The following is a 22,641-nucleotide window of genomic DNA, read 5'->3' as shown; positions in this document are numbered from 1 at the left end:
ATGAATATCCTCACCTATCTGATCCCGATATCTCTGATCTTGGGGGGTGTTGGCCTCGTGGCCTTTGTCTACACGGTGCGCAGCAACCAGTATGACGACCCCGAGGGCGACGCGCGGCGTATCCTGTCGGATGACTGGGACGACCACCCCAAACCCTGACCGCTCTTCATCTTTCCGAAAATACTCCGGGGGTTTGGGGGCGGGCCCCCAAGACCTCTGCGGTCAGCTTGGCCCGATCATAAAGCAGGTGACCTGCTTGGCCTGCAACCGGCGGCAGGCAAGATCGGCGCTGTCGCGGGTCATGCCCATGAAATTCGCGTCAAACCCTGTAGGGCGTTTCACGACCTTGCGCAGACTGCCGTCGAGCGTTGCCATTTCGCTGAGCGCGGTCTGCAAGAGCACCTGACGGGCCTTGTACTCGCTGGGGAAGCGGCCGACGTTCACGCCCCAATGCCGCCCGCCGGAGGTGGAGACGCGGGTCACGACCTCTGCCACCGGGTCCGTGGCCTCGGCGCTTGCAAGCGTGATGTCCTTGGGGCGGGGTTCCGGCCGGATGGCGGCATTGATCGCCTCGGCGATGGCGGTGCTGCCCTGTGCGGTCTGCGTGGCTGTCTCGTCCGGGGTGCCTGTCTCGACGGTGCTGTCCTGTGCCGCAAGCAGCGCGCGTTCGATGTCGCCGCTATCGGCGATGAGCACCGGGGTGGTCTCTGCGCCGGGCCGGGGTCGGGGGCGCAGGCTTTTGCGGACGGCGGCGGCAGCGGCGAGGCGCACGGTCTTGCCGGCAAGCTCGGGGCGTGCGCCACCGGCGGCGATCATCACCGGCTGGCTACCCATCTTGCCCAGATAGGACGGGCGGGCCGGACGGGCGAGGGCAACCCGGCTCGGGGCCTTGCTGAAGCCCAGGTCGAGCAGTTCCGCGACCTTGGCGTTACGCGAGGTGGTCGAATTGCCGCCGAAGACGGTGGCGATGATCCGTTCGCCGCCGCGTTCGGCACTGGCGGTCAGGTTGAAGCCTGCCGCGCGGGTATAGCCGGTCTTGATCCCGTCCGCGCCGCTGTAACTCTGGAGCAGACGGCGATTGGTATGGCTGACAGAGCGCACCCCTGCATGGGTCGTGATGCGTGAGAAGAGATTGTAATAATCGGGATAGTCGTAGAACAGGTGCCGCCCGAGGATCGTCATGTCGCGCGCGGTGGACAAGTGACCGCTCTCGGTCAGGCCATGGGCGTTCTTGAACGAAGTACGGGTCATGCCGAGCGCCTTGGCGGTGCGGTTCATGCGCCGGGCGAACTGTGCCTCGGACCCTTCGATCGCCTCGGCGAGGGCGGTGGCCGCGTCATTGGCGGATTTGACCGCCGCCGCGCGGATCAGGTAGCGCAGGGCGATGGTCTGGCCCGCGCGCAGACCGAGTTTGCTGGGCGGTTCACTGGCCGCGAACTTGGAAATCCGCACCTTGTCATCAAGGCTGATCTCGCCGTTCTCGACCGCCTCGAACACGACATAGAGCGTCATCATCTTTGTGAGCGAGGCCGGATGCAGTCGCGTATCGGCATTTCGTGCATAAAGCACCTTGCCGTTTCGCGCATCCATTACAAGACCTGCGTAGGGTGCCGCTGCCGCGCTCAACGGCACGATCACCAACATCCAGAAGGTCGCGAACGCCACCAATCCCCAACGGATCGGCTGCCTGCCCCGTGTTTTCATAGAACCGCTCTTTTACTGCCTCGTGTCGCCGATTTTTCGGCTGACGTGTTTTATAACTTAACCATAGCACAAGAGGTTTTTCTTTTAAAGTATTCGTTTACAACGAGTTTTTGAACGTGCCGCCCGGTACTGAGGCAACATGTAGTAGGTGTTGTCGGTTGGCCCTCAAGATGAACCTCGGAACCGGGAACAGCGGAGCTTGCTTTTGTCAAAAGACATCTGTCCCGGGCCAGGGCGCCTGCCTGATTTTTCAGCGAGATTGTTCGTGCTCGTAGCGTTGCCGCGCGATGGCCTCGTTGCGGTCGGCCTTTTGCTGATCGGCGAGGGCCTTTTCCACGTAGTTTAGATGGGCGTTGATCGCGGCGCGGGCGGCGTCGGGGTCGCGGGCCTGGATCGCAGTGTTGATCGCCCGGTGCTGATCGAGCAGGGCACCGCGCGTGGTGCGTTGCTTGAACATCACCTGCCGATTGTAGAACACGCCCTCGCGCAGCAGCTGGAACATCGAGCGCATCATGTGCAGCATGATCACGTTATGGCTGGCCTCGATGATCGCCATGTGGAACTCGGCATCGAGCCGCGCCTCGTCCGCCGGGTTGGTCTTTTTATGTGCAGCTTCCATCTTGTCCATGATGGTCTGGATCACCTGCAGATCGGTATCCGAGGCAAGGCGCGCGGCGCGGCAGGCGGCCAGCCCCTCGAGATCGCGGCGAAAGCCGATATAATCGAACACCGCCTCGTCGTGATCAGCAAAGAGCCGGATCAGCGCGTCGGAAAAGGCACTGCCGAGGACATCGGCCACGTAGATACCCGCCCCGGCGCGGGTGGTCAGCAGGCCCTTGTCCTGCAACTCGGCGATCGCCTCGCGCAGGGACGGGCGCGACACGCCCAGTTTGTCGGCCAACTCCCGCTCGGCGGGTAGGCGTTCGGCGGGGCGCAGGATGCCGCGCAGGATCAGTTTCTCGATCTGCCGTGTCACCGCGGTAGAGAGTTTCTCGGGTGTGACCTTTTGAAATGGCATGCGCGCGCCCCTTGAAAATTGGTTATACGATATGACCAATTTTTCCTTGCGGCAAGCGGCGTGATCAGAACTCGACCCCCGGCTGCGCCTTGACGCCCTGGCTGCGGAACGGGTGCTTGATCTCTTTCATCTCGCTGACAAGGTCTGCGAGGTCGATCAACTCGGGTTTGGCGCTGCGCCCGGTCAGCACGACATGTGTCATCGGCGGCTTTTCCTCTGCCAGAAACAGCAGCACGTCGTCGAGGTCGAGATAGTCGTAGCGCAAGGCGATGTTGATCTCGTCCAGCAGCACCATCGAGTTGGCCTCGTCGCGGATCAGATCCTTGGCCTTTTCCCAGGCGGCCTGCGCCATCTCGGTGTCGCGCTCGCGGTCTTGTGTATCCCAGGTAAAGCCCTCGCCCATGGTGTGGAAAGCGCAGACATCGCTGAACCTGTCTTTCAGCAGGCTGCGCTCACCGCTTGGCATACTGCCCTTGATGAACTGCACCACGGCGCATTGCATGCCGTTGCCGATGCAGCGCAGGATCATGCCGAAGCCGGAACTGCTCTTGCCCTTACCATTGCCGGTATGGACGATGATCAGGCCCTTTTCCTCGGTCTTGGTCGCCATGATCTTGTCGCGAGCGGCCTTTATGCGCTTCATCTTTTCCTTGTGGACTTCGGGGTCGAGGGCCATGCGTTCTCTCCTGCGTCACGATGCTTTGCGGGGGACTTTTGGCAGAGACGCGCGCGTGTGCAAGGGTTTTCGGCGTGCGTGGCACGCCTTCGTCTATCGTTTCGGGGGCACGGTTCGCCTTGAGCCATGCGATGATCGCCGTCCTTGCTTGCCACGGCGATATGCGGCTTGATCACGCGCGGTTTTGTCGCCAGAACAACCACATCGCGAGCCCCGTCGGGTTTGCAGAGCCAAAAGGGCCAGAATCATGGATTACAAGGCAGCAGGCGCGCCGAAGAAAGGCAGCAATGCCCCGCGTCACAAGGAGCACAACGCGCCCGGATCGCAAAAGAACCCGTTCGGCAAGCGACCCACCAAGGAAGAACTTGTGGCGCGGCTAAAGGCCAAGGCGCAGGCCCCAAAGAAAGCCTAAAGCGCTTTTTCCATGAAGATCGACGAGGGCGAGTTAGGATAATCGCCGAAGGGCCCGCAGGGGGTGAAGCCGTGCCGGGCGTAGAGACGGTGCGCGGCGTGCAGGACGTTGCCGGTCTCCAATTTCAGAGCGGCAAGCCCAAGGCTGCGGGCCTCGCCTTCGATGCGGCGCAGGATCGCGTCGGCCATCCCGCGCCCGCGCGCGACCTCATCGACGAACATGGATTTCACCTCGCCATAGCCGTCGCGCAGGGCAAGCGCGCCGGTGCCGAGGCAGGTCGTCCCTTCCATCGCGACGAAGAATCGGATGTCGGGCGCGCAGAGCGCGTCGATATCGAGAAAGAAATTGTCCTCGGGCGGGAACAGCGATTGCATGAGCGCGTGGCTTGCGGAGAGCAGCGCGGTCGCGTCTGGCCCTTTCGGGTCGGCGGGGATGATCCGGTAGGGCGTATCTGTGGCGCGTGCGGGCATTTCGGGTCTCTCCGGCGGGGAACGCGGGCAAGGTTAGCAGGCCCTCGGCGCGGTGCAAGTGGCGCGATTTCGGCGAAAACCCGCAATATCGTGTGGATAACTGACCTGTTCGCCCCATATCCTGTGGTTGGTCGTTGACAGAATCGCGGCGGGCTGGTCACATTCTGCTTTGATGGAATCGCCAGACCCGAGGTGCGCGTGCAGTTCTCCAAACTCCGACTGACCGGCTTCAAGAGCTTTGTCGACCCGACCGACCTGATCATCGCCGATGGCCTGACCGGGGTGGTGGGGCCGAACGGCTGTGGCAAGTCGAACCTGCTGGAGGCGCTGCGGTGGGTGATGGGTGAGAACCGCCCCTCGGCGATGCGCGGCGGCGGGATGGAGGACGTGATCTTTGCCGGGGCCGCGACCCGGCCCGCGCGCAATTTCGCCGAGGTGGTGATCCATCTCGACAATTCCGACCGGCTCGCCCCGGCCGGGTTCAACGATGCCGATCATCTGGAAATCGTGCGCCGGATCACTCGTGACGTGGGCAGCGCCTATAAGGTCAACACCAAGGATGTGCGTGCCCGCGACGTGCAGATGCTGTTTGCCGATGCCTCGACCGGCGCGCATTCGCCTGCGCTGGTCCGGCAGGGGCAGATCTCGGAGCTGATCAACGCCAAGCCGAAATCGCGGCGGCGTATTCTGGAAGAGGCGGCGGGGATTTCCGGCCTCTATCAGCGCCGCCACGAGGCGGAGTTGAAGCTGCGCGCGGCGGAGACCAACCTGACCCGCGTCGATGATGTGGTCGAGCAGCTGGCCGCGCAATTGGCGCAACTGGCGCGGCAGGCCAAGCAGGCGGCGCGCTATCGCCAGATTGGCGAGGAGTTACGGCTCGCTGAAGGGCTGTTGCTCTACCGCCGTTGGAAAGAGGCGGATCAGGCGCGCGCGCGGGCTGAGGAGGACTTGCGCGAGCGCACCACGGCGGCGGCACGCGCCGAAGCGGCTGCGCGCGAGGCCGCCAAGGCGCGCACCAAAGCCGACGATGCCCTGCCTGCCTTGCGCGAAGAAGAGGCGATCGCGGGGGCAATCCTGCAACGGCTGACCGTGCAGCGCGACACCCTGTCGGAACAGGAGGCCAATGCCCGCGACCGGATCGAGACGCTGGAGGGGCGCATCGCGCAGCTTGCCCGTGATATCGAGCGCGAGACCGGGCTGAACCACGATGCGGGTGAGACGATCAAGCGCCTCGACTGGGAGGCGGCGGAGCTGGCCAAGGGGGCCGAGGGGCATGAGGGGCGTCTGGAGGCCGCGCAGGAGGAGGCACGCGATGCCGCCCGCGTTTTGCAGGAGCGTGAAAGCGATCTGAGCCAGATGACCGAGGACATGGCGCGGCTCTCGGCGCGGCACCAATCGGCGCAGCGCCTGATCGAGGATTGCCGCAAGACGCTGGCGAAGAGCGAGACTGAGGCCGAGCGCGCCCGCGCCACACAGGCCGGATCGCTCGAGGCGCTGCGCAAGGCCGAGACCGATCAGGCGGCGGCGGCCAAGGCCGAAGCCGAGGCGGTGGCGGCGGCTGAGGCCGCCGAGGCCGCGCTGGTGACCGCCGACGAGGCCCGCGCCGAGGCGCAGACCCGTGAGGCCGAGGCGCGTGCCGCGCGATCGGAGGCCGAGGGCGAGGTGAACGCCCTGCGCGCCGAGGTTACGGCGCTGGCAAAACTGGTGGAGCGCGACACCGCCGAGGGCGGTCAGATCATGGACCGTCTGCAGGTGCAGCAAGGCTTCGAAAAGGCGCTTGGCGCGGCGCTTGCCGACGATCTGCGCGCGCCCGAGGTCGGGGCCGATGGCCCCTCGGGCTGGACCATCCTGCCCGGATACCAGACGCCGCAGCCTCTGCCCGAGGGGGTCACTGCGCTGACCAACCACGTCTCGGTGCCCGAGGTTCTGGCGCGCCGCATGTCGCAGATCGGCTTGGTCGACGCCGAGGATGCGCCGCGTTTGCAGCCGCTGTTGAAACCCGGTCAGCGGCTGGTCAGCACAGAGGGCGATCTGTGGCGGTGGGACGGGTTCCGGGCCTGGGCCGAGGACGCGCCCTCGGCGGCCGCGTTGCGGCTACAGCAACTGAACCGGCTGGAAGAACTGAAGCAGCAGTTGGAGCATGCCACCGCGCGCGCCGACGGGGCGATGCGCGCGCATGAGGCGCTGCGCGAGCAACTGGCGCACTGCACCGAGAAGGACCGCGCCGCGCGCGAGGCGCGCCGGTCGGCGGATGCCGCCGTCAACGAGGCCAATCGCGCGCTGAGCCGGGCCGAGGCAGACAGCAATCTTGCCGGGTCGCGGCTCGAATCCTCTGGCCTTGCGGTGACGCGCCACGAAGAGGAGGCGATGGCGGCGCGCAAGGGGCTGGCAGAGGCCGAAAATGGGCTGTCCGGCCTGGGCGACCTGGAGGCAACGCGCGCCGATCTCGAAGACATCAAGATGACCGTCGAGGCCGCGCGCATGACGATGATGGCCAAGCGTTCGGCGGCAGATGAATTGCGCCGCGAGGGTGAGCGGCGAACCCGCCGCAGCCAGGAGATTGCCAAAGAAGTCAGCGGCTGGCGGCACCGGCTGGAGACCGCCGAGAAGCGCAGCGCCGAATTGGCAGAGCGCAAGGATGCATCAGAGGCAGAACTGGCCGATGCGAGTGCGACGCCCGAGATCCTCGCCGCCAAACGCGCGGAACTGGGCGAAGAGATCACCCGCAGCGAGGCGCGCCGGGCTGAGGCCGCCGATGCGCTCTCGACCGCCGAAGGGGCGGCGCGGCAGGCGGGGCTCGATGAACGCGAGGCTGAGCGGCAGGCATCGGAGGCCCGCGAGGCGCGGGCCCGCGCCGAAGCCCGCGTCGATGCCGCGCGCGAGACCCGCGATCTGGCCGCCGAGCGGATTGGCGAGGCCATGGATACCACGCCCGACGCACTGCTGGAAAGCCTTGGGGCCGATCCTGACACCATGCCCGGTTCCGACGCCATCGAGGCGGATGTGAACCGTCTGAAACGGCAGCGCGATGCGCTTGGTGCGGTGAACCTGCGCGCCGAAGAGGATGCCAAAGAGGTGCAGGAAGAACACGACACGCTGGTCACGGAAAAGGCCGATCTGGAAGAGGCGATCAAGACGCTGCGCGGCGGGATTGCCAGCCTCAACCGCGAGGGGCGGGAACGCCTGCTGACCGCCTTCGAGCAGGTCAATTCGAATTTCACGCTGCTCTTCCGGCATCTATTCGGCGGGGGCGAGGCCAATCTCGTGCTGGTCGAGAGCGACGACCCGCTAGAGGCGGGGCTGGAGATCATGTGCCAGCCGCCGGGCAAGAAACTCTCGACGCTGAGCCTGCTGTCAGGCGGCGAGCAGACCTTGACGGCGCTGGCGCTGATCTTCGCGGTCTTCCTCGCCAATCCCGCACCCATTTGCGTGCTCGACGAGGTCGATGCGCCGCTCGATGACGCCAATGTGACACGCTTCTGCGACCTGCTTGATGAAATGTGTCGCCGCACCGAGACGCGGTTCCTGATCATCACCCACCACGCCGTGACGATGAGCCGGATGGACCGGCTGTTCGGGGTGACGATGGCCGAGCAGGGGGTCAGTCAGCTTGTCTCGGTGGACCTCAAGAAGGCTGAAGCCATGGTGGCCTGAGCACATTCACACACATCGACGACGTATTTTAACCTTTCCTTCACGTCGGCCCGGTGGTGTATTTTTGTTGCAATCCATTGCAGCAGAAGGAGGTGATCAGGCTGAATGAAAGCAATTTTCGAAAATGGATGGTCTTTCTGGCAGCGGGAACGTTGTTGGTCACGGTCATCCGGCTTTTGACGGGACTTTGAGTTCCTGAAAAAGAAGACCCTGCGGAGTTGGCGCTCCGCAGGGTCACGTTTTCGGTGCTCAGACTGAAAACAACTTTCGAATGCTTGATATACTGCCGATTCATTAGCAAAAAGTAAAGCGCGCCCCGCACAAACAGAAAACGCCGCCCCGAAGGACGGCGTGATCACTCTTCGGTCTGCCCGTGGCTTCAGAATCCGAGGCCAGCATACTTGTTCTTGAACTTCGACACGCGGCCGCCAGTGTCCATCAGACGCGAGGAGCCGCCGGTCCAAGCCGGGTGCACCGAGGGGTCGATGTCGAGCGAGAGCGTGTCGCCCTCGGCCCCGTAGGTCGAGCGCATCTGCACGACGGTGCCATCGGTCAGCTTGACGTCGATGAGGTGGTAATCGGGATGGATTTCTTTTTTCATCTTGCCAGTCCTTACGCCGACTTGCCCTTGAGGGGCTTGTAATGGGTGTCTTCCGCGATACGAGCCGATTTGCCACGGCGCGCGCGCAGGTAGTAGAGCTTGGCGCGGCGGACGCGGCCACGGCGCACCACCTCGATATGCTCGATATTGGTCGAATAGAGCGGGAACATGCGCTCCACGCCTTCGCCAAAGGAAATCTTGCGGACGGTGAACGAGCCTGCGATACCCTTGCCGTTGTTGCGGCTGATGCAGACGCCTTCGAAGTTCTGCACACGAGTGCGCGTGCCTTCGGTTACCTTGTAGCCGACGCGGATCGTGTCGCCGGCCTTGAAATCGGGAATGGTTTTCCCGAGCGAGGCGATCTGTTCCGCCTCCAACTGAGCGATAATATCCATCGCTATTCTCCTGATCTGCTTGCGGTTTTCCCCGCAAAGGTGGTTTGCGTCCCTCAGAGCTCTTGGTCTTCTTCCGGGTCCGCATGCCGCGCCCGCCAGAGATCAGGGTCGTCCTTGTCTTGTTCAGTCGTTTCCGCGGGCACCCCTCGGGGCCGAAGAAGGCCGGGCGGTGTGATGTGCCACAAGAAACACGCCCGGAACAGCGATGCCGATTCCAGACTGCGCGGTGTATAGGCGCAATCGAGGGGCGGATCAAGCCTTGTCGCGTTGGGATTTCAGGTGGCGGTCCCACAGGTCCGGGCGGCGCGTGGCAGTGAGGCGTTCGGACATCTCGCGCCGCCATTCCGCCACCTTGGCGTGATCGCCCGAGGTCAGCACCTCGGGGATCGGGCGGCCCTGCCATTCGGCGGGGCGGGTGTAATGCGGATGCTCCAAGAGGCCGCTCGAATGGCTTTCTTCGACGGCGCTCTCGGCATTGCCCAGAACCCCGGGCAGTAGCCGCACGCAGGCGTCGATCACGGCCTGTGCCGCGATCTCGCCGCCGGTCATCACGAAATCGCCCAGAGAGATCTCTTCGATGCCGTAATGTTCGATCACGCGCTCATCCAGCCCTTCGAAGCGGCCACAAATCAACGTCACGCCGGGCCCTTGCGCAAGGCGCTGCGCCATGGCCTGATCGAAGCGTCGCCCGCGCGGGCTGAGGTAAATGAGCGGTGCGCCGCGCGGTGCGCTGTCCTGTGCGCGGTCGATGGCGCGGCCCATCACGTCTGCGCGCAGCACCATGCCCGCGCCGCCACCGGCGGGGGTATCATCGACATTGCGGTGCTTGCCCTCGCCAAAGGGGCGCAGGTCGACCGGGGCGAGCGACCAAAGCCCGTCCTTGAGCGCGCGGCCGGTCAGGCTTTCGCCCAGAACACCGGGGAATGCCTGCGGCAGAAGGGTAATGACCTGCGCCTTCCACGCGCGGGCAAGCTCCGGCGTGGGGGTGATCAGCTCTCGCGGTTGCAGGGTGGCGCGAATGGATTTGCGCCCGTGGGATTTGGGTGTGTCACTCATGATGCTGCCGCTTAGCCTTTGGATCGGGGGGCAGGCAAGGGGTTTTGCGCGGCTCAGCTATCGGACTGTTCGGCGCGACGGTAGCGGCGCAGCACCTTGCGCTTGGCCTCGGCAAGCGCCTCGTCACCCAATGCAGAGCGGTTGAGTGTGAGAAAGTCATGCGCCGCGTTCTCGGGCTGGGTGTTGTGTTGGGGCAGGGTCGCAAGGTTGTCTGTCGCAACGCCAAGACGCCGCAATGCCTCGCCCAAGGGACCAAGGGGGTCGGGGCCGATATCCTCGATCCGGGCGGTCTCTACCTGCGCTTTGGCACCGAGACAGCGGCGCGCCTCCTCGATGATATGGGCGTGATCGGCGGCGGGGGCCATGCGGTCGCGGAACGGCTCGAACTCCTCGGTCAGGCGTTGCGCGCGCAGGTTCTGCCAGTAGAGGCTGCGCAGCCATGTCTCGGGGTCCCGGGTGGTGAACCAGACGGTGATCTGCGCCTCAGGGCCGTAATGCCGCTGCAAAACCTTGACCGCGCTGCGGGCAAGGATCGGGGCGGCGGCATAGGTCTTGACCCCCCTTAGGCCGGGCAAATGCCCGCTCAGCACCTCGGAACTGATGAGAAGCGGACGTCTGTCGCTGTTGTCCCGGTCTGCGACAGCGCGCTGAAATTCAGCGCTGAAGCGGTCGAGATCGGTCTGCGTGAGGCGTTCGGAGTAGTGCCGCGCAACACGGGCGGCCTCGATCAGGTCAGGGGTCAGCATTAGCTGAAGGCGCGGGGCGAGCGTGTCGAATTGCGCGGTTGCCCCGCGTTGCAGGCTCGACGTGCCGGTCTTGTGAAAACCGGGATGGAGCAGGATGCGCATCGCCTAGAACAGCCCCTCGGGCGGGTCCGCAACAATGCGTCCTGCTGCCAGATCGACCGTCGGCACCGCCTCGCGGGTAAAGGGCAGAAGCACCGTGGATTTGAGGCCGGGGCCGTGGATTTCCAAGAGGTCTGCCGCGCCGTGATTGAGCACCGCCTTGACCCGGCCCAGCGCTGTGCCGCCGGTGTCGACCACGTCGAGCCCGATCAGGTCGGCGTGGTAAAACTCGTCATCCGGCAGGCTTGGCAATCGGTCCCGGGGCACGTAGAGCCGCACGCCGCGCAGGGCGTCGGCCTGTTCCTTGGTGGCGATGCCGGGAAAGCGTGCGGTGAGGGCATTGTTGGTCTGGCCTGTCAGGGTCAGATCGAAGCTGCGGCTGGCGTCCTCGGTGCTGAGTGGCGCATAGTCGGCGATATCCTCGGGCGAGGCGGTGAAGCTCTTGAGGCGCAATTCGCCCTTGACGCCGAAGGCTCCGGCTATGGCCCCCACGCAGATGCGGTGATCGTCGCTCATGCTGCTCTCTCACGGTTTTGACCTGCATTGCAGGCTAGGGGAAAATCGCGCTGATGCAAAGGGTTGGCACACATCAGCGGGTCTCCGTCGGCAGGGTGGGGCGGCGTGTCTCCCATCCGGCCTGTTCCAGCTCGGGGGTGTCGCTGCGGGCCTCGGGCCAGCCGACGCAGAGATAGGCGACGAGCGACCAATCGCTTGGGATATCAAGGTCTTGGGCCAGTTGATCGGGGTCAAGGATCGACACCCAGCCGACACCGAGGCCCTTTGCGCGGGCGGTGAGCCAGAAGAGCGTGATCGCGCCCACCACGGAATAGCGGCGGGTTTCGGGCATGGTGGCCGCCCCGAGGCCCGCGCCCTTGTCGGTGCTGTCATCGCACCAGACCGCCAGCTGCACCGGGGCCTCTTGCATGCCCGAGAGTTTCAAGTTGCTGTAAAGATGCGCCTTTTCGCCGTCATAACCGTCGAGCGCCTGAGCATTCGCCGCGCTGAAATTGGCGAGGGCGGCGGCGCGGGCGGCGGGGGATTGCACCTCGATCACGCGCCACGGTTCGCTGAGGCCCACGGAGGGGGCCAACAGAAACGCGTCGAGGCAATCGCGCAGGATTGCCTCGTCCACGGGATCGGTGCGGAAGCGGCGCACGTCGCGCCGCCACCGCATGAGATCGCGCAGGTTGGTCTGGAAGTCTTTGGAAAACTCTGACATTCCAGTGCCTTGCCTGTCTTACTCTTCTGCCGTCGCCTCTTCGGCCGCAGCCTTTTCAGCAGGGGCGTTCGCGGCTTCGGCGGCTGCGGCGGCCTTGGCGGCTTTCTCTTCGGCGCGGTCCTGGGCTTTCTTGCCGGGGACGGCCTTTTTCAGGTTGGCGCGCTCTTTCTTGGCGATCACGCCTGCGTTTTCGAGCATGCGGCTGATGCGGTCGGTGGGCTGGGCGCCCTGCGCCAGCCAGTGCTGGATGCGCTCCACGTCCATCTTGACGCGGTCTTCGCTGTCCTTGGGCAGGAGCGGGTTGTAGGTGCCCAGTTTCTCGATGAAGCGGCCATCGCGCGGCATGCGGCTGTCCGCTGCAACGATGCGATAGAAGGGGCGCTTTTTCGAGCCACCACGGGCGAGACGGATTTTCATGGCCATTTGATATTCTCCTTTAATGGCGGGGGTTTGGTGGGGTCGAGCCCCACCCTACGACTGATGCTTCTGGTGATGCCGGATCACCTCGGCGATGATGAAGTTGAGGAATTCACGGGCGAATTCCGGGTCGAGGTCGGCGGATTTCGCCAGGTCTTCGAGCCGCTCGATCTGCGCGGCTTCGCGCGCGGGATCGGACGGGGGAAGGTCGTGTTCGGCCTTGAGCTTGCCCACCGCCTGGGTGTGCTTGAACCGCTCGGCCAGGGTGAAGACGAGGATCGCGTCGAGGCGGTCGATGCTCTCGCGGTGCTCGGCCAGAAGGGCCGCGGCGCGGGTGGCGTCATTGGTCATGGCGGGTCTCCCGGGCGGCGAACATGCGAGGCTGTATCACGTCGGTATTCTGTCGGTATCGCGTCGGTGCGCGGGTCAGGGTCATGTCAGTCAATTGGCATCCCCTTCGGCTTGAACATCGGGTCGCAATAATGGTCGATCTCGAGCTCGATCCCGTCGCGCAGCTGCCCCGAGGCGGCGGCGGAGGGGGACGGGTGGCGATAGACCGCGTCGGAGCCGTCGATCGTTGCGGCCTCGCGATCCTTGGTGCAGCCGAGACGTTCGGCAAGGCGGATGCTGTCGAGGTTCTTGGGGTCGATATAGCTGACCGCCCCCTCCCAGCCTTGCCGCTCGTAGAAATGGCGGCGCACGGCGTGGGTGGCTTCGAGTGCATAGCCCTTGCCGGCCTTGTCGGGCCAGATGATCCAGGCAATCTCGCGCTCGGGCCATTTGGCGGGGAACCAGCCGCCGGCCATGCCGTAGGTTTCGTCCGTCAGCTTGTCGTGGATCATCCACATGCCGAAGCCGCGTACCGCCCAATGGCCGATCTCGGCGGCGTAGAGCATCCACGCCTCATAGCCGTTGAGCGGCCCGCCCATGAAGCGCGAGCGGTAGGAGGCAAAGGTCGCCTTGAAATCGGGATAATCGCCCGCCTCGGGGCCGCGCAGCACGAGGCGGCGGGTCTCGATCACCGGGATATCGGGATAGTTGCTCATGCGTAGGCCTCGACCGAGCCGTCATCGTCGCGGCCAGGGGCGGTGTCGGTGGCGGCGTCGGGGCCGGGGTGGCGGTAGAGCATGTCGCGGCCCATCGAGACGTTGTCATATTCGCGCTCGAACACTGCGCCGAGGCGTTCGGCCAAGGCGACGGAGCGGGTGTTGCCCGGCAGGATGTTGGAGGTCAGCGTGGTGAACCCCAGATCCTCATAGGCGTAGCGGCGGGCGCGGAGAGCGGCCTCATGGGCGATACCGCGCCCCTCGAAACCCTCGAACACGACCCATCCCAGTTCCGGTTCGGGCCAGCCTTCGGGGTTCCAGATGCCGCAGATGCCTGCGGGCGCGCCGCTGGCCTTGTCCTCAATCGTGAAATAGCCGTAGCCATGGATATGCCAGTGGCCGATATTGCAGGCCCACCAGCGCCAGGCGTCGGGGCGCGTCTCGGCCCCGCCAAAGCCCCAGGCGCGGTCGGGATCGGCGAAGAAGGCCGCCAGCGAGTCGAAGTCGTGCAGTTCAGGCCCACGCAGGATGAGGTGGGTGCTGTCGAGCACAGGGGCTTGCGTGAGGCTCATGGGCGGGCCTCCGGGATAGTCGAGTATTTTTGGCAAGATGAAGTCATTGGATCACTTCTTCTTGCCGAAGCCCGAGAGGCCGGGGGGCAGGCCCATGCCGCCACCGCCCATGCCGCCCATGCCGCCGGGCAGCTTGCCGCCCATGGCCTTGGCGGCCTCTTCCATTGCCTTGGGGTCGTTCATGTCGGGCATGCCGCCCTTGCCGAACATGCCTGACATGGCTTGCTTGAGCATGCCGCCTTTGCCCATCTTGCCCATCTTCTTCATCATGTCGGCCATCTGCCGGTGCATCTTCAGAAGCTTGTTGAGATCGGACACCTCTTGCCCCGCGCCTCGCGCGATGCGTTTCTTGCGGCTGGCCTGCAACAGGGCGGGATTGGCGCGTTCCTTCTTGGTCATCGACTGGATGAGGGCGATCTGGCGCAGGATCATCTTGTCGTCAAAGCCCGACTCCTGCACCTGTTTCGCCATCTTGCCCATGCCGGGCATCATCCCCATCAGGCCTTGCATGCCGCCCATCTTCTGCATCTGCTCAAGCTGGCTGCGCAGGTCGTTCATGTTGAACTGACCCTTCTGCATCCGGCGCATCATGCGTTCGGCCTGCTCGGCCTCGATGGTTTCCTGCGCCTTTTCCACCAGCGCCACGATGTCGCCCATGCCGAGGATGCGACCGGCGATGCGCTCGGGCTCAAACGTCTCGATGGCGTCCATCTTTTCGCCGAGGCCCACGAAACGGATCGGCTTGCCGGTGACGGCGCGCATCGAGAGGGCGGCACCGCCGCGCCCGTCGCCATCCATCCGGGTGAGGACGACGCCGGAGACGCCGATCTTGTCGTCAAACTCTGTTGCAACGTTGACGGCGTCCTGACCGGTCAGGCCATCGACGACGAGCAGGGTTTCGCGCGGATTGGCGACGTCGCGTACCGCTGCGGCCTGTGCAATCAGGTCGGCGTCGATATGCAAGCGGCCCGCCGTGTCGAGCATGTAGACGTCATAGCCGCCCAGGGAGGCCTGCGTCTTGGCGCGTTTGGCGATGGCGACCGGATCTTCGCCCTTGACGATGGGCAGGGTGTCGACGCCGATCTGCTGGCCGAGAATGGCCAGCTGTTCCATCGCCGCCGGGCGGTTCACGTCGAGCGAGGCCATCAGCACCTTCTTGCCGTCGCGCTCTTTCAGGCGTTTGGCAAGCTTGGCGGTGGTGGTGGTCTTGCCCGAGCCCTGAAGGCCGACCATCAGGATCGGGGCGGGCGGGTTGTCGATCTTGAGCGCGCCGGGGTCTTCGCTGCCCCGGAGTGTTTCGATCAGGGCGTCATGGACGATCTTGACGACCTGCTGGCCCGGCGTCACCGATTTGGTGACCGCCTGACCGGTGGCCTCTTTCTCGACCTTCTTTATGAACTCGCGGGCGACGGGCAGCGAGACGTCAGCCTCGAGCAGCGCGACGCGCACCTCGCGCAGGGCAGTTTTGACGTCCTCTTCGGAGAGCGCGCCCTGCTTGGTCAGCCGGTCAAGGACGCCGGAGAGGCGTTCGGACAGATTTTCAAACATCACTCGGGCTCCTTCGCCGGTTAACTCATCTGTCACCCGATATAGGGGCAACGGTTCAAACGATAAACGCCCCCGTGGGCGCAACGCGCTGACGGGGGGCGATCCCGGACCGCGCCCGGGACCGGAAGCGTGCGGCTTCCGGGGTGTTGGGGTGGCGTTTACGCGCGCGGGGCGGGCGAGTCAAGCGCGGGGGCAGGGCTGTTGTAGTCCGCGCGCGAACGTATAGATTGAATGCGGCCTCTCATGTTGAGAGATGCACAGGGCGCGAGGATGCGGGTGGTGATGGACAATTGGGACGAGGTGCGGACCGCCTATAACGTGGCGCGAGTCGGCACGGTGAGCGGGGCGGCGGAGGTGCTGGGCGTGCATCATGCCACCGTCATCCGCCATATCGACGCGCTGGAGGAACGGCTGGGGGTAAAGCTGTTTCAGCGGCATGCGCGGGGTTATACGCCGACCGAGGCCGGCGACGATCTGTTGCGCGTGGCGCAGGCGACCGACGATCAGTTCAACCAGTTGGCGGGGCGGATCAAGGGGCGCGGCAATGATGTCTCGGGCGAATTGGTGGTGACCTCGATCGGCGGCTTGAGCCATCTGCTTGCCCCTGTGCTGGCGGAGTTTCAGCAGGGCTATCCCGATCTGGTGGTGCGCTATCTGACCGGGGATCGCCTGTTCCGGTTGGAATATGGCGAGGCGCATGTGGCGATCCGGGCAGGCGCGGTGCCGGATCAGCCCGACAATGTGGTGCAGCCGTTCTTTCAGCAGCAGTTCACGCTTTATGCCAGCGAGGGTTACGCGGCGCGGCATGGCTTGCCCAAGGGGTGTGCGGAGTTCGGGCAGCATCGCTTTATCGGGGCGGATGACCCAAAGACGCGCGCGCCGTTTCATCGCTGGTTGCAGGATAACGTGCCGGGCGAGAATATCGTGTTTCGCTCGGGTGACGTGCATGCGCAGCGCAACGCGATCCTTGCGGGGGCGGGGATCGGGTTCACCTCGGTGTTGCAGGCGGCGGAGGTGCCGGGGCTGGTGCAGGTGATGCCGCCCAAGCCGGAATGGGCGGCGCCGCTGTGGCTGGTGACGCATATGGACCTGCACCGGACGACCAAGGTGCAGGCGTTCCTGAGCTTTCTCAAGGAGCGGGCGAGCGGCTGGCAGACCGGATAGGCGGGCTCAGATAAAACCGCCGCCGCGCAGATCGCGGCGCAGCTGGAGCAGTTCGGGGGGCAGGGTGGTGTCGTCCGGGGTGTCCGTGAGATGCGAGAGCGCGGCGCTGGTCCACAAGTCGGCCTCACCCATCACGGTGATCTGGCGGGCGATGGCGTCGAATACGTGCTGGCGGGTGCGGCGCTGGATGAGGCCGACGCGGGTGCCGGGCTGCATCACGAACGGGGCGAGGTGAAAGGCCGAGCCGTCGGGGCCGACGATCACGCGCGCGGCGCGGTAGCGGGCGATCTGTTCGGTGACGGTGTGGCGTTCGGGATGAAAGACGGTGAACCCCGCAGCGGACATCCAGCGTTCGATCTGTTGTTCCTGCGGCACCTGTTGCGCAGGGCTCTTGAGCCTGCGGCGCGAGACATAGAGCTTTTCGGGGCCATCGGCGGGGATGGCGGCGCAGAGATGACGACGCATGTAGGCCCGCGCCTCGGATGTCCCATGGGTCCAGTGCAGGTGGCCGAAGCCCTGGCTTGGAATGATCGCCTCGTCGACCTGAACGGGGGTCTCCACAAGATGCATCGGCAGGCCCTGCCCGAGGATGTCGAGCAGGGGGCCGAGACGACGGCGCAGCACGGCGGCGATGTCGCGCCCGGCCATGGGAATGAGCGCGATGCCGTCGGGCCGTTCTTGCAGATGGTCGAGCGCCCAGAGACGTGGCGTGGCTTCGAGCAGGAAATGCCCGAAATGGTGCCGCCCGACCCCGGCAAAGAGCCATCGGCCTGGAAGGTGGGTGACGGGAGTTTCGGGCGGCGTCGGATCGGCGGTGAACCGGCTGGCCGAGAGTAATGTGCGCGCGGCGGGCACTGGGGTGCCTTGGGCGTCCAACACCCCGCAGGCGCGGTCCTGCGCGCTGGGCATCGGCAGGAGCGTAGCCCGCTCGACATGGGTGATCTGCGCCTCGGGGAGGTGGCGGGCGTCAGGTGTCATCTGGGAGTTCCGTGCGCAGGAACCGCTCGAACGCGTCGAGATGCACCGCCTCGAACTGGCCAAAGCCCTGCATCCAGATCGAGGCGTCGCGCAGGGCGTCCGGCTCCAGCCTGCACCAGACCACGCGGCCGCGCCGTTCCTGACTGATCAGACCGGCACGGCTGAGGATGCCGAGATGTTTGGAAATCGCGGCGAGGCTCATCTCGAACGGTTCGGCCACATCCGTCACCGCCATGTCATCTTCGAGCAGCATCGACAGGATCGCCCGCCGCGTCGGGTCGGCGAGGGCGGCGAAAACAGTGTCGAGGGCGGTGGCCTTGTCCATGCCGCTCATAAGCCCGAGCGCGCCGTGCGCGTCAACGCCCATCGCGGGTGGAGTCCTCGCAAATGTGCCGTTTTTCCGGGTTTTTTGGCCGGAAAAGGGGTTTGATCTGGGACAAAGCAATGTCAGGCTGGGCTCGTTAGGCTCAAAAAACGATCCAAGGAAACGCGAAAGGAAAGAATATGTTCTCCAAAATCATGGTTCCCGTCGATCTGGTTCACAAGGACACGTTGAGCAAGGCGCTCGATGTGGCCGGGGACATGGCCAAGCGCCACGGCGCGTCGATCGACGTGGTCAGCGTGGGTGGCGAACTGCCGGGTCAGTTGGGGCACACGCCGCAGGAATTCGGCGACCGTCTGCAGGGTTTTGCGGATGAGTTGCGCGACAAATACGGCGTGACCGTCAAGGCCGACCCGCTGATGGCGCATGATCCGGCGGTCGAGACCAACTCTGAACTGATGAAGGCGATCGAAAAGACCGGGGCCGACCTGGTGATCATGGCAAGCCACAAGCCCGGCTTTCTCGAGCATATCTTCAGCTCGCATGGCGGCTATATCGCGCAGCACGCGCAGTGCTCTGTTTTCGTGGTGCGCTGATACTCAACCGAAAAGTTGAATATGGCCAAACCGCCCCATCCCTCTGGTGGGGCGGTTGCGGCAGAAGGACGTCGCTGTTTCTTTATGGGAAAAATACTCATTAATACAAGGGTTTGCGCTCGTGTCGCGCGCGGGCGCATGGTGCTTGACTCATGGCCCCCTGCGCCATAGCAAAGGCGCAACATTCCAAAGGGGCCCCGCGTGACCGATCCCGAGCAGAGCGAGCGACTGGCAGAGCTGGAAGCGAGGATTGCAAAGCTCAGGGGGAAGAGCGCGCCAAAGCCCCATCAGGAAGAGCATTATTCTCAGGCGCAGCTGGCCTGGCGGATGGTGATTGAACTGGTGGCCGGTCTCTTGATCGGCTTTGGCATGGGATACGGGTTGGATCAGCTTTTCGGCACCATTCCGATATTCCTTGTCATATTCACATTTCTGGGCCTCGCGGCGGGCGTCAAGACGATGATGCGCAGCGCCGAAGAGATCCAAAAAGACGCGATGACGCCCAAGACGGGTGCGGAAGAGAGGGAAAAGGATGGCGACTGAAGCGCATGGGGCCGGTGAAGGCGGGCTTGCTTTTCACCCGATGGATCAGTTTCTGGTCAAGCCGCTCTTTGGTGACGGCGAAGTGGGCATGTTCACCCTGACCAACGCGACGTTCTGGATGGCGCTGACCATTCTGGCGATCTTCGCGCTGCTGGTCATGGGCACATCGGGCCGCGCCACGATCCCGTCGCGCATGCAGTCGGTGGCCGAACTGGCTTATGATTTCGTGCGCAAGATGGTCGAGGATGTGGCAGGCAAGGAGGCGCTGGTCTTCTTCCCCTATATCATGACGCTGTTCATGTTCATCGTCTTTGCCAACTTCCTCGGGCTCTTGCCGATGGCATTCACGACCACCAGCCATATTGCAGTGACGGCGGTTCTGGCGATGATGGTATTCCTGACGGTGACGATCCTCGGGTTCGTCAAGAACGGCCCGGCCTTCCTGAGCCTTTTCTGGGTCAGTTCCGCGCCGCTGGCGCTGCGGCCCATTCTGGCTATCATCGAGCTGATTTCCTACTTCGTGCGCCCGGTCAGCCACTCCATTCGTCTGGCGGGCAACATGATGGCCGGTCACGCCGTGATCAAGGTGTTCGCGGGCTTCAGCCAGGTGGCGATGATCGCCCCGCTGTCGATCCTCGCGGTCTCGGCGATGTACGGGCTCGAAGTGCTGGTGTCCTTTATCCAAGCCTATGTCTTTACCATCCTCACCTGTGTGTATCTCAAGGACGCGCTGCATCCGCATCACTGAGGGTGACGGTGGGCATCCCCCACCAACCGAACAACCAAACGACGGCGGGTTCGCCCGCCTCACGACCAACCTAGCAATGCCAATTCCAACGTAAGGAGACATCTCATGGAAGGCGATATCGCACAACTGGGTCAATTCATCGGTGCAGGCCTCGCAGGCATCGGTTCGGGTGCTGCCGCGATCGGTGTGGGCCACGTGGCCGGCAACTTCCTCGCGGGCGCACTGCGCAATCCGTCGGCTGCCGCCGGTCAGACCGCGACGCTGTTCATCGGCATCGCATTCGCCGAAGCCCTGGGGATTTTCTCGTTCCTCATCGCGCTTCTGCTGATGTTCGCCGTCTGAGCCTTACGGGTATCTGATCCTTACGGCCGGAGGGCGGCATTGCGCCGCCTTCCGGTGTAACCGGAACATTCCCCAGGGAGGACGACATGGCAAGCGAAACGCAAGGGGCCGAGGCCGCAACGGGCTTGCCTCAGCTCGATATCACGACATTCTCCAACCAGATCTTCTGGCTGTTGGTGTCACTGGTCGTGATCTACTTCATCCTGTCGCGCGTGGCCCTGCCGCGCATCGCGGCAGTGCTGGCCGAGCGTCAGGGGACGATCACCAACGATCTTGCCGCTGCCGAAGACCTCAAGGCCAAGGCGGTCGAGGCCGAGGAGGCGTATAACAAGGCGCTGGCCGATGCCCGTGCCGAGGCGCAGAAGATCATCGCCGAGACCAAGGCCGAGATCAAAGCCGATCTCGACAAGGCCAATGAAGAGGCCGATGCCGAGATCGCGGAACGGACCGCCGAGGGCGAGAAGAAGCTTGCGGAGATCCGTGAAAGCGCCATGGAGAGCGTGCGCGAGGTGGCCAAGGATACGGCTGCCGAGATCGTCTCGGCCATGGGTGGCAAGGCCGATGGCCGCAGTGTCACCGCTGCGATCAACGCCCGGATGAAAGGATGACTGCCATGCGCAAGCTGACCCTGACCGTCGCCGCATCCGTGATTGCCAGCCCGGCGCTGGCCGCATCGGGCCCGTTCTTTTCGCTGAGCAACACGGATTTCGTGGTGCTGCTGGCGTTCCTGCTGTTCGTTGGCTTTCTGACCTACATGAAGGTGCCGGGCCTGATCGGCAAGAAGCTGGACGAGCGGGCGGACGGCATCAAATCCGAGCTCGACGAGGCGCGCGCGCTGCGTGAAGAGGCACAGACCCTGCTGGCGAGCTATGAGCGCAAGCAGAAGGAAGTGCAGGATCAGGCCGATCGGATCATCGCACAGGCCAAGGAGGAGGCGACCCAAGCCGCCACCGAGGCCAAGGACGAGATCAAGGCCTCGATCGCGCGCCGTTTGCAGGCCGCCGAGGACCAGATCAAGAGCGCCGAGGCGCGGGCCATCCGGGACGTGCGGGATCAGGCGGTGAATGTCGCCGTGGCCGCCGCGCGCGACGTGATCGCCAAGCAGATGACCGCCGCCGAGGGCAATACGCTGATCGACAACGGCATCTCCGAGGTGGAAGCCAAGCTTCACTGAGGCTCTGGCATTGAGTACGAGAGGCCCGGTCTGGTGACGGACCGGGCTTTTTCTTGTCGATTGATGGCTTGTGATCACAAAATCAACGCTGGGATTGGCGCAACTTGCAGCTTGTCTCCGGGTTCTGGTCGGAGACTCAGTGCGGGCGTGCAGCTGACCAGTCGTGAATCCTCTGATAATTGTGATCACACGATAAATGATGTGATCACAAAGCCAAAGTTTTTGCGGCGAATTGCCCTGATTGTCAGGAATTCTATCCTGTAGCAGGTGACAGCGCCGCTAAAAAGTTTCAAAACAGGGGCAGCTTGAGCCGGCGCATGCGCCGCCGCCATCTGTAAAGGAGGTTCTCCATGGCCGAAACCGATCTGGCCCGCACCGAACAGGTAGAACGCCCACTATCCCCGCATCTGCAAGTCTATCGCCCGCAGCTGACCTCGATCACGTCGATTCTGACGCGGATCACCGGGAACGCGCTGATCGTGGCGGCGCTGCTGATCGTGTGGTGGCTGCTCGCGGCCTCGACCTCGGACGACTATTTCGCGATGGCCGATGCCGTGCTGACATCGTGGTTCGGCGATCTGGTGATGACGCTGTCGCTCTGGGCGATCTGGTATCACTACCTGGCGGGGCTGCGGCATTTCTATTTCGACGCGGGCAAGGGGCTCGAGATCGAGACTGCGGAAAAGCTGGGATGGGGCTGTATCATCGGCTCGGTCGTTCTGACCGTCATCACGCTGTTTCTGGTCTGAGGAGGGAAAGATGCGTTATCTGACCGCACGTAAACGGGCCGAGGGCAAAGGCGCTGCTGGCACCGGCACCGAGCATTTCTGGTACATGAAGATGTCGGGCGTCGGCCTGGCGCTTATAATTCCGATTTTTCTGGTGGCCTTTGGCCGCACATTGGGCGGCGACCGGGCCGAGGTGCTTGACGCGATGTCGCATCCGGCCATGGCGATTCTGACTGGCCTCGTGATCTTTTTCGGGCTGCGCCATTATGCAGGCGGGGCGCAGACGATGATCGAGGATTACGCCCACGGCATGACGCGTCGCGCCCTGATTATCGCGGTGACCGTTCTAAGTTACGGGATGATCGCCACCGGGCTTTTCGCCCTCGCCAAGATTGCGCTGTGAGGAACTGATT

Annotated in this window: 30 protein-coding genes; 12 read left to right on the top strand and 18 right to left on the bottom strand. The window is 64.2% G+C overall.

The features are described from left to right. Nucleotides 1–159 (top strand): cbb3-type cytochrome oxidase assembly protein CcoS, encoded by a 159-nt coding sequence (gene ccoS / locus PVU19_RS18965; protein ID WP_037241323.1) that lies wholly within the window; start codon nucleotides 1–3, stop codon nucleotides 157–159. Between the two features lie 63 nt (nucleotides 160–222). On the opposite strand, the gene PVU19_RS18960 is transcribed toward ccoS, so the two are convergent. From PVU19_RS18960 to cobO, 3 genes are all read right to left on the bottom strand, one after another. Beyond that, a complete protein-coding gene (locus tag PVU19_RS18960; RefSeq protein WP_050661388.1) occupies nucleotides 223–1,704 on the bottom strand; it encodes a D-alanyl-D-alanine carboxypeptidase family protein in 1,482 nt (493 codons plus the stop codon). A 250-nt stretch (nucleotides 1,705–1,954) separates the two neighbouring features. Further along, nucleotides 1,955–2,722, bottom strand: a complete 768-nt coding sequence (locus tag PVU19_RS18955; RefSeq protein WP_050661389.1) for an FCD domain-containing protein — start codon at nucleotides 2,720–2,722, stop codon at nucleotides 1,955–1,957. 64 nt (nucleotides 2,723–2,786) lie between these two features. Beyond that, nucleotides 2,787–3,398, bottom strand: coding sequence for a cob(I)yrinic acid a,c-diamide adenosyltransferase (gene cobO, locus PVU19_RS18950; protein WP_050661390.1), 612 nt, complete (start codon nucleotides 3,396–3,398; stop codon nucleotides 2,787–2,789). Between the two features lie 247 nt (nucleotides 3,399–3,645). On the opposite strand from cobO, the gene PVU19_RS18945 reads away from it, so the two are divergent. Next, complete coding sequence (locus PVU19_RS18945; RefSeq protein ID WP_050661391.1) at nucleotides 3,646–3,810, top strand: hypothetical protein; 165 nt, start codon at nucleotides 3,646–3,648, stop codon at nucleotides 3,808–3,810. On the opposite strand, the gene PVU19_RS18940 is transcribed toward PVU19_RS18945, so the two are convergent. Further along, on the bottom strand, nucleotides 3,807–4,280 hold the full coding sequence (locus PVU19_RS18940; RefSeq protein ID WP_050661392.1) for a GNAT family N-acetyltransferase: 474 nt from the start codon (nucleotides 4,278–4,280) through the stop codon (nucleotides 3,807–3,809). The genes PVU19_RS18945 and PVU19_RS18940 overlap by 4 nt on opposite strands. A gap of 198 nt (nucleotides 4,281–4,478) precedes the next feature. Here PVU19_RS18940 and smc point away from each other — a divergent pair, with 198 nt between their 5' ends. Next, complete coding sequence (gene smc, locus PVU19_RS18935; RefSeq protein ID WP_050661429.1) at nucleotides 4,479–7,934, top strand: chromosome segregation protein SMC; 3,456 nt, start codon at nucleotides 4,479–4,481, stop codon at nucleotides 7,932–7,934. Between the two features lie 40 nt (nucleotides 7,935–7,974). On the opposite strand, the gene PVU19_RS18930 is transcribed toward smc, so the two are convergent. From PVU19_RS18930 to ffh, 12 genes are all read right to left on the bottom strand, one after another. Then, the gene (locus PVU19_RS18930; protein WP_160316346.1) at nucleotides 7,975–8,172 is read right to left on the bottom strand and encodes a hypothetical protein; all 198 of its coding nucleotides are present in this window, start codon (nucleotides 8,170–8,172) and stop codon (nucleotides 7,975–7,977) included. Nucleotides 8,173–8,313: 141 nt separating this feature from the next. Continuing rightward, nucleotides 8,314–8,535, bottom strand: coding sequence for a 50S ribosomal protein L31 (gene rpmE, locus PVU19_RS18925; RefSeq protein WP_050661393.1), 222 nt, complete (start codon nucleotides 8,533–8,535; stop codon nucleotides 8,314–8,316). An 11-nt stretch (nucleotides 8,536–8,546) separates the two neighbouring features. Then, the gene (gene rplS, locus PVU19_RS18920; protein WP_050661394.1) at nucleotides 8,547–8,930 is read right to left on the bottom strand and encodes a 50S ribosomal protein L19; all 384 of its coding nucleotides are present in this window, start codon (nucleotides 8,928–8,930) and stop codon (nucleotides 8,547–8,549) included. Between the two features lie 252 nt (nucleotides 8,931–9,182). Further along, nucleotides 9,183–9,986 carry a tRNA (guanosine(37)-N1)-methyltransferase TrmD gene (gene trmD / locus PVU19_RS18915; RefSeq protein WP_050661395.1) on the bottom strand — a complete coding sequence of 268 codons (804 nt, stop codon included), beginning with the start codon at nucleotides 9,984–9,986 and terminating at the stop codon, nucleotides 9,183–9,185. A 53-nt stretch (nucleotides 9,987–10,039) separates the two neighbouring features. Further along, nucleotides 10,040–10,834 carry a hypothetical protein gene (locus tag PVU19_RS18910; RefSeq protein WP_050661396.1) on the bottom strand — a complete coding sequence of 265 codons (795 nt, stop codon included), beginning with the start codon at nucleotides 10,832–10,834 and terminating at the stop codon, nucleotides 10,040–10,042. 3 nt (nucleotides 10,835–10,837) lie between these two features. Next, a complete protein-coding gene (gene rimM, locus PVU19_RS18905) occupies nucleotides 10,838–11,347 on the bottom strand; it encodes a ribosome maturation factor RimM (RefSeq protein WP_050661397.1) in 510 nt (169 codons plus the stop codon). Between the two features lie 73 nt (nucleotides 11,348–11,420). Further along, a complete protein-coding gene (gene bluB, locus PVU19_RS18900) occupies nucleotides 11,421–12,050 on the bottom strand; it encodes a 5,6-dimethylbenzimidazole synthase (RefSeq protein ID WP_050661398.1) in 630 nt (209 codons plus the stop codon). Nucleotides 12,051–12,068: 18 nt separating this feature from the next. After that, complete coding sequence (rpsP, locus tag PVU19_RS18895) at nucleotides 12,069–12,473, bottom strand: 30S ribosomal protein S16 (RefSeq protein WP_050661399.1); 405 nt, start codon at nucleotides 12,471–12,473, stop codon at nucleotides 12,069–12,071. A 48-nt stretch (nucleotides 12,474–12,521) separates the two neighbouring features. After that, nucleotides 12,522–12,818: a chorismate mutase gene (locus PVU19_RS18890; RefSeq protein ID WP_050661400.1), complete on the bottom strand. Its 297-nt coding sequence runs from the start codon at nucleotides 12,816–12,818 to the stop codon at nucleotides 12,522–12,524. Nucleotides 12,819–12,904: 86 nt separating this feature from the next. Further along, on the bottom strand, nucleotides 12,905–13,513 hold the full coding sequence (locus PVU19_RS18885) for a GNAT family N-acetyltransferase (RefSeq protein WP_050661401.1): 609 nt from the start codon (nucleotides 13,511–13,513) through the stop codon (nucleotides 12,905–12,907). Further along, the gene (locus PVU19_RS18880) at nucleotides 13,510–14,085 is read right to left on the bottom strand and encodes a GNAT family N-acetyltransferase (RefSeq protein ID WP_050661402.1); all 576 of its coding nucleotides are present in this window, start codon (nucleotides 14,083–14,085) and stop codon (nucleotides 13,510–13,512) included. The genes PVU19_RS18885 and PVU19_RS18880 overlap by 4 nt, the downstream gene beginning before the upstream one ends. 51 nt (nucleotides 14,086–14,136) lie before the next feature. After that, nucleotides 14,137–15,633, bottom strand: a complete 1,497-nt coding sequence (gene ffh / locus PVU19_RS18875) for a signal recognition particle protein (RefSeq protein WP_050661403.1) — start codon at nucleotides 15,631–15,633, stop codon at nucleotides 14,137–14,139. A gap of 282 nt (nucleotides 15,634–15,915) precedes the next feature. Between ffh and PVU19_RS18870 the strand changes: the two genes are divergently transcribed. Beyond that, nucleotides 15,916–16,797, top strand: coding sequence for a LysR family transcriptional regulator (locus PVU19_RS18870; RefSeq protein ID WP_050661430.1), 882 nt, complete (start codon nucleotides 15,916–15,918; stop codon nucleotides 16,795–16,797). A 6-nt stretch (nucleotides 16,798–16,803) separates the two neighbouring features. Here the strand turns inward: PVU19_RS18870 and PVU19_RS18865 are convergent, their stop codons facing one another. After that, the gene (locus PVU19_RS18865; protein WP_082237358.1) at nucleotides 16,804–17,775 is read right to left on the bottom strand and encodes a glycosyltransferase family 61 protein; all 972 of its coding nucleotides are present in this window, start codon (nucleotides 17,773–17,775) and stop codon (nucleotides 16,804–16,806) included. Next, entirely contained in the window at nucleotides 17,765–18,142 is a 378-nt protein-coding gene (locus PVU19_RS18860) for an ArsR/SmtB family transcription factor (protein ID WP_235575663.1), read from the bottom strand. Before PVU19_RS18860 ends, PVU19_RS18865 begins: the two co-directional genes overlap by 11 nt. Before the next feature lie 137 nt (nucleotides 18,143–18,279). On the opposite strand from PVU19_RS18860, the gene PVU19_RS18855 reads away from it, so the two are divergent. From PVU19_RS18855 to sdhD, 8 genes are all read left to right on the top strand, one after another. Further along, nucleotides 18,280–18,693 (top strand): universal stress protein, encoded by a 414-nt coding sequence (locus PVU19_RS18855; protein WP_050661405.1) that lies wholly within the window; start codon nucleotides 18,280–18,282, stop codon nucleotides 18,691–18,693. 201 nt (nucleotides 18,694–18,894) lie between these two features. Continuing rightward, complete coding sequence (locus tag PVU19_RS18850; protein WP_050661406.1) at nucleotides 18,895–19,236, top strand: AtpZ/AtpI family protein; 342 nt, start codon at nucleotides 18,895–18,897, stop codon at nucleotides 19,234–19,236. Continuing rightward, nucleotides 19,226–19,984, top strand: coding sequence for a F0F1 ATP synthase subunit A (locus PVU19_RS18845; RefSeq protein ID WP_050661407.1), 759 nt, complete (start codon nucleotides 19,226–19,228; stop codon nucleotides 19,982–19,984). Before PVU19_RS18850 ends, PVU19_RS18845 begins: the two co-directional genes overlap by 11 nt. A gap of 105 nt (nucleotides 19,985–20,089) precedes the next feature. Next, nucleotides 20,090–20,326 carry a F0F1 ATP synthase subunit C gene (locus PVU19_RS18840; protein ID WP_009816528.1) on the top strand — a complete coding sequence of 79 codons (237 nt, stop codon included), beginning with the start codon at nucleotides 20,090–20,092 and terminating at the stop codon, nucleotides 20,324–20,326. An 86-nt stretch (nucleotides 20,327–20,412) separates the two neighbouring features. Further along, nucleotides 20,413–20,934, top strand: coding sequence for a F0F1 ATP synthase subunit B' (locus PVU19_RS18835; RefSeq protein ID WP_050661408.1), 522 nt, complete (start codon nucleotides 20,413–20,415; stop codon nucleotides 20,932–20,934). Nucleotides 20,935–20,939: 5 nt separating this feature from the next. After that, entirely contained in the window at nucleotides 20,940–21,500 is a 561-nt protein-coding gene (locus PVU19_RS18830; RefSeq protein WP_050661409.1) for a F0F1 ATP synthase subunit B, read from the top strand. Nucleotides 21,501–21,865: 365 nt separating this feature from the next. Then, entirely contained in the window at nucleotides 21,866–22,249 is a 384-nt protein-coding gene (gene sdhC, locus PVU19_RS18825; RefSeq protein WP_074785218.1) for a succinate dehydrogenase, cytochrome b556 subunit, read from the top strand. A gap of 10 nt (nucleotides 22,250–22,259) precedes the next feature. Further along, nucleotides 22,260–22,631 carry a succinate dehydrogenase, hydrophobic membrane anchor protein gene (gene sdhD / locus PVU19_RS18820; RefSeq protein WP_050661411.1) on the top strand — a complete coding sequence of 124 codons (372 nt, stop codon included), beginning with the start codon at nucleotides 22,260–22,262 and terminating at the stop codon, nucleotides 22,629–22,631. Nucleotides 22,632–22,641: the final 10 nt, after the last annotated feature.

This window comes from Roseovarius tolerans, assembly GCF_028885395.1.
Taxonomy (GTDB): domain Bacteria; phylum Pseudomonadota; class Alphaproteobacteria; order Rhodobacterales; family Rhodobacteraceae; genus Roseovarius; species Roseovarius tolerans.
Note: the sequence above shows the minus strand (reverse complement) of the source record. Positions and strands in the feature narration are given on the sequence as shown.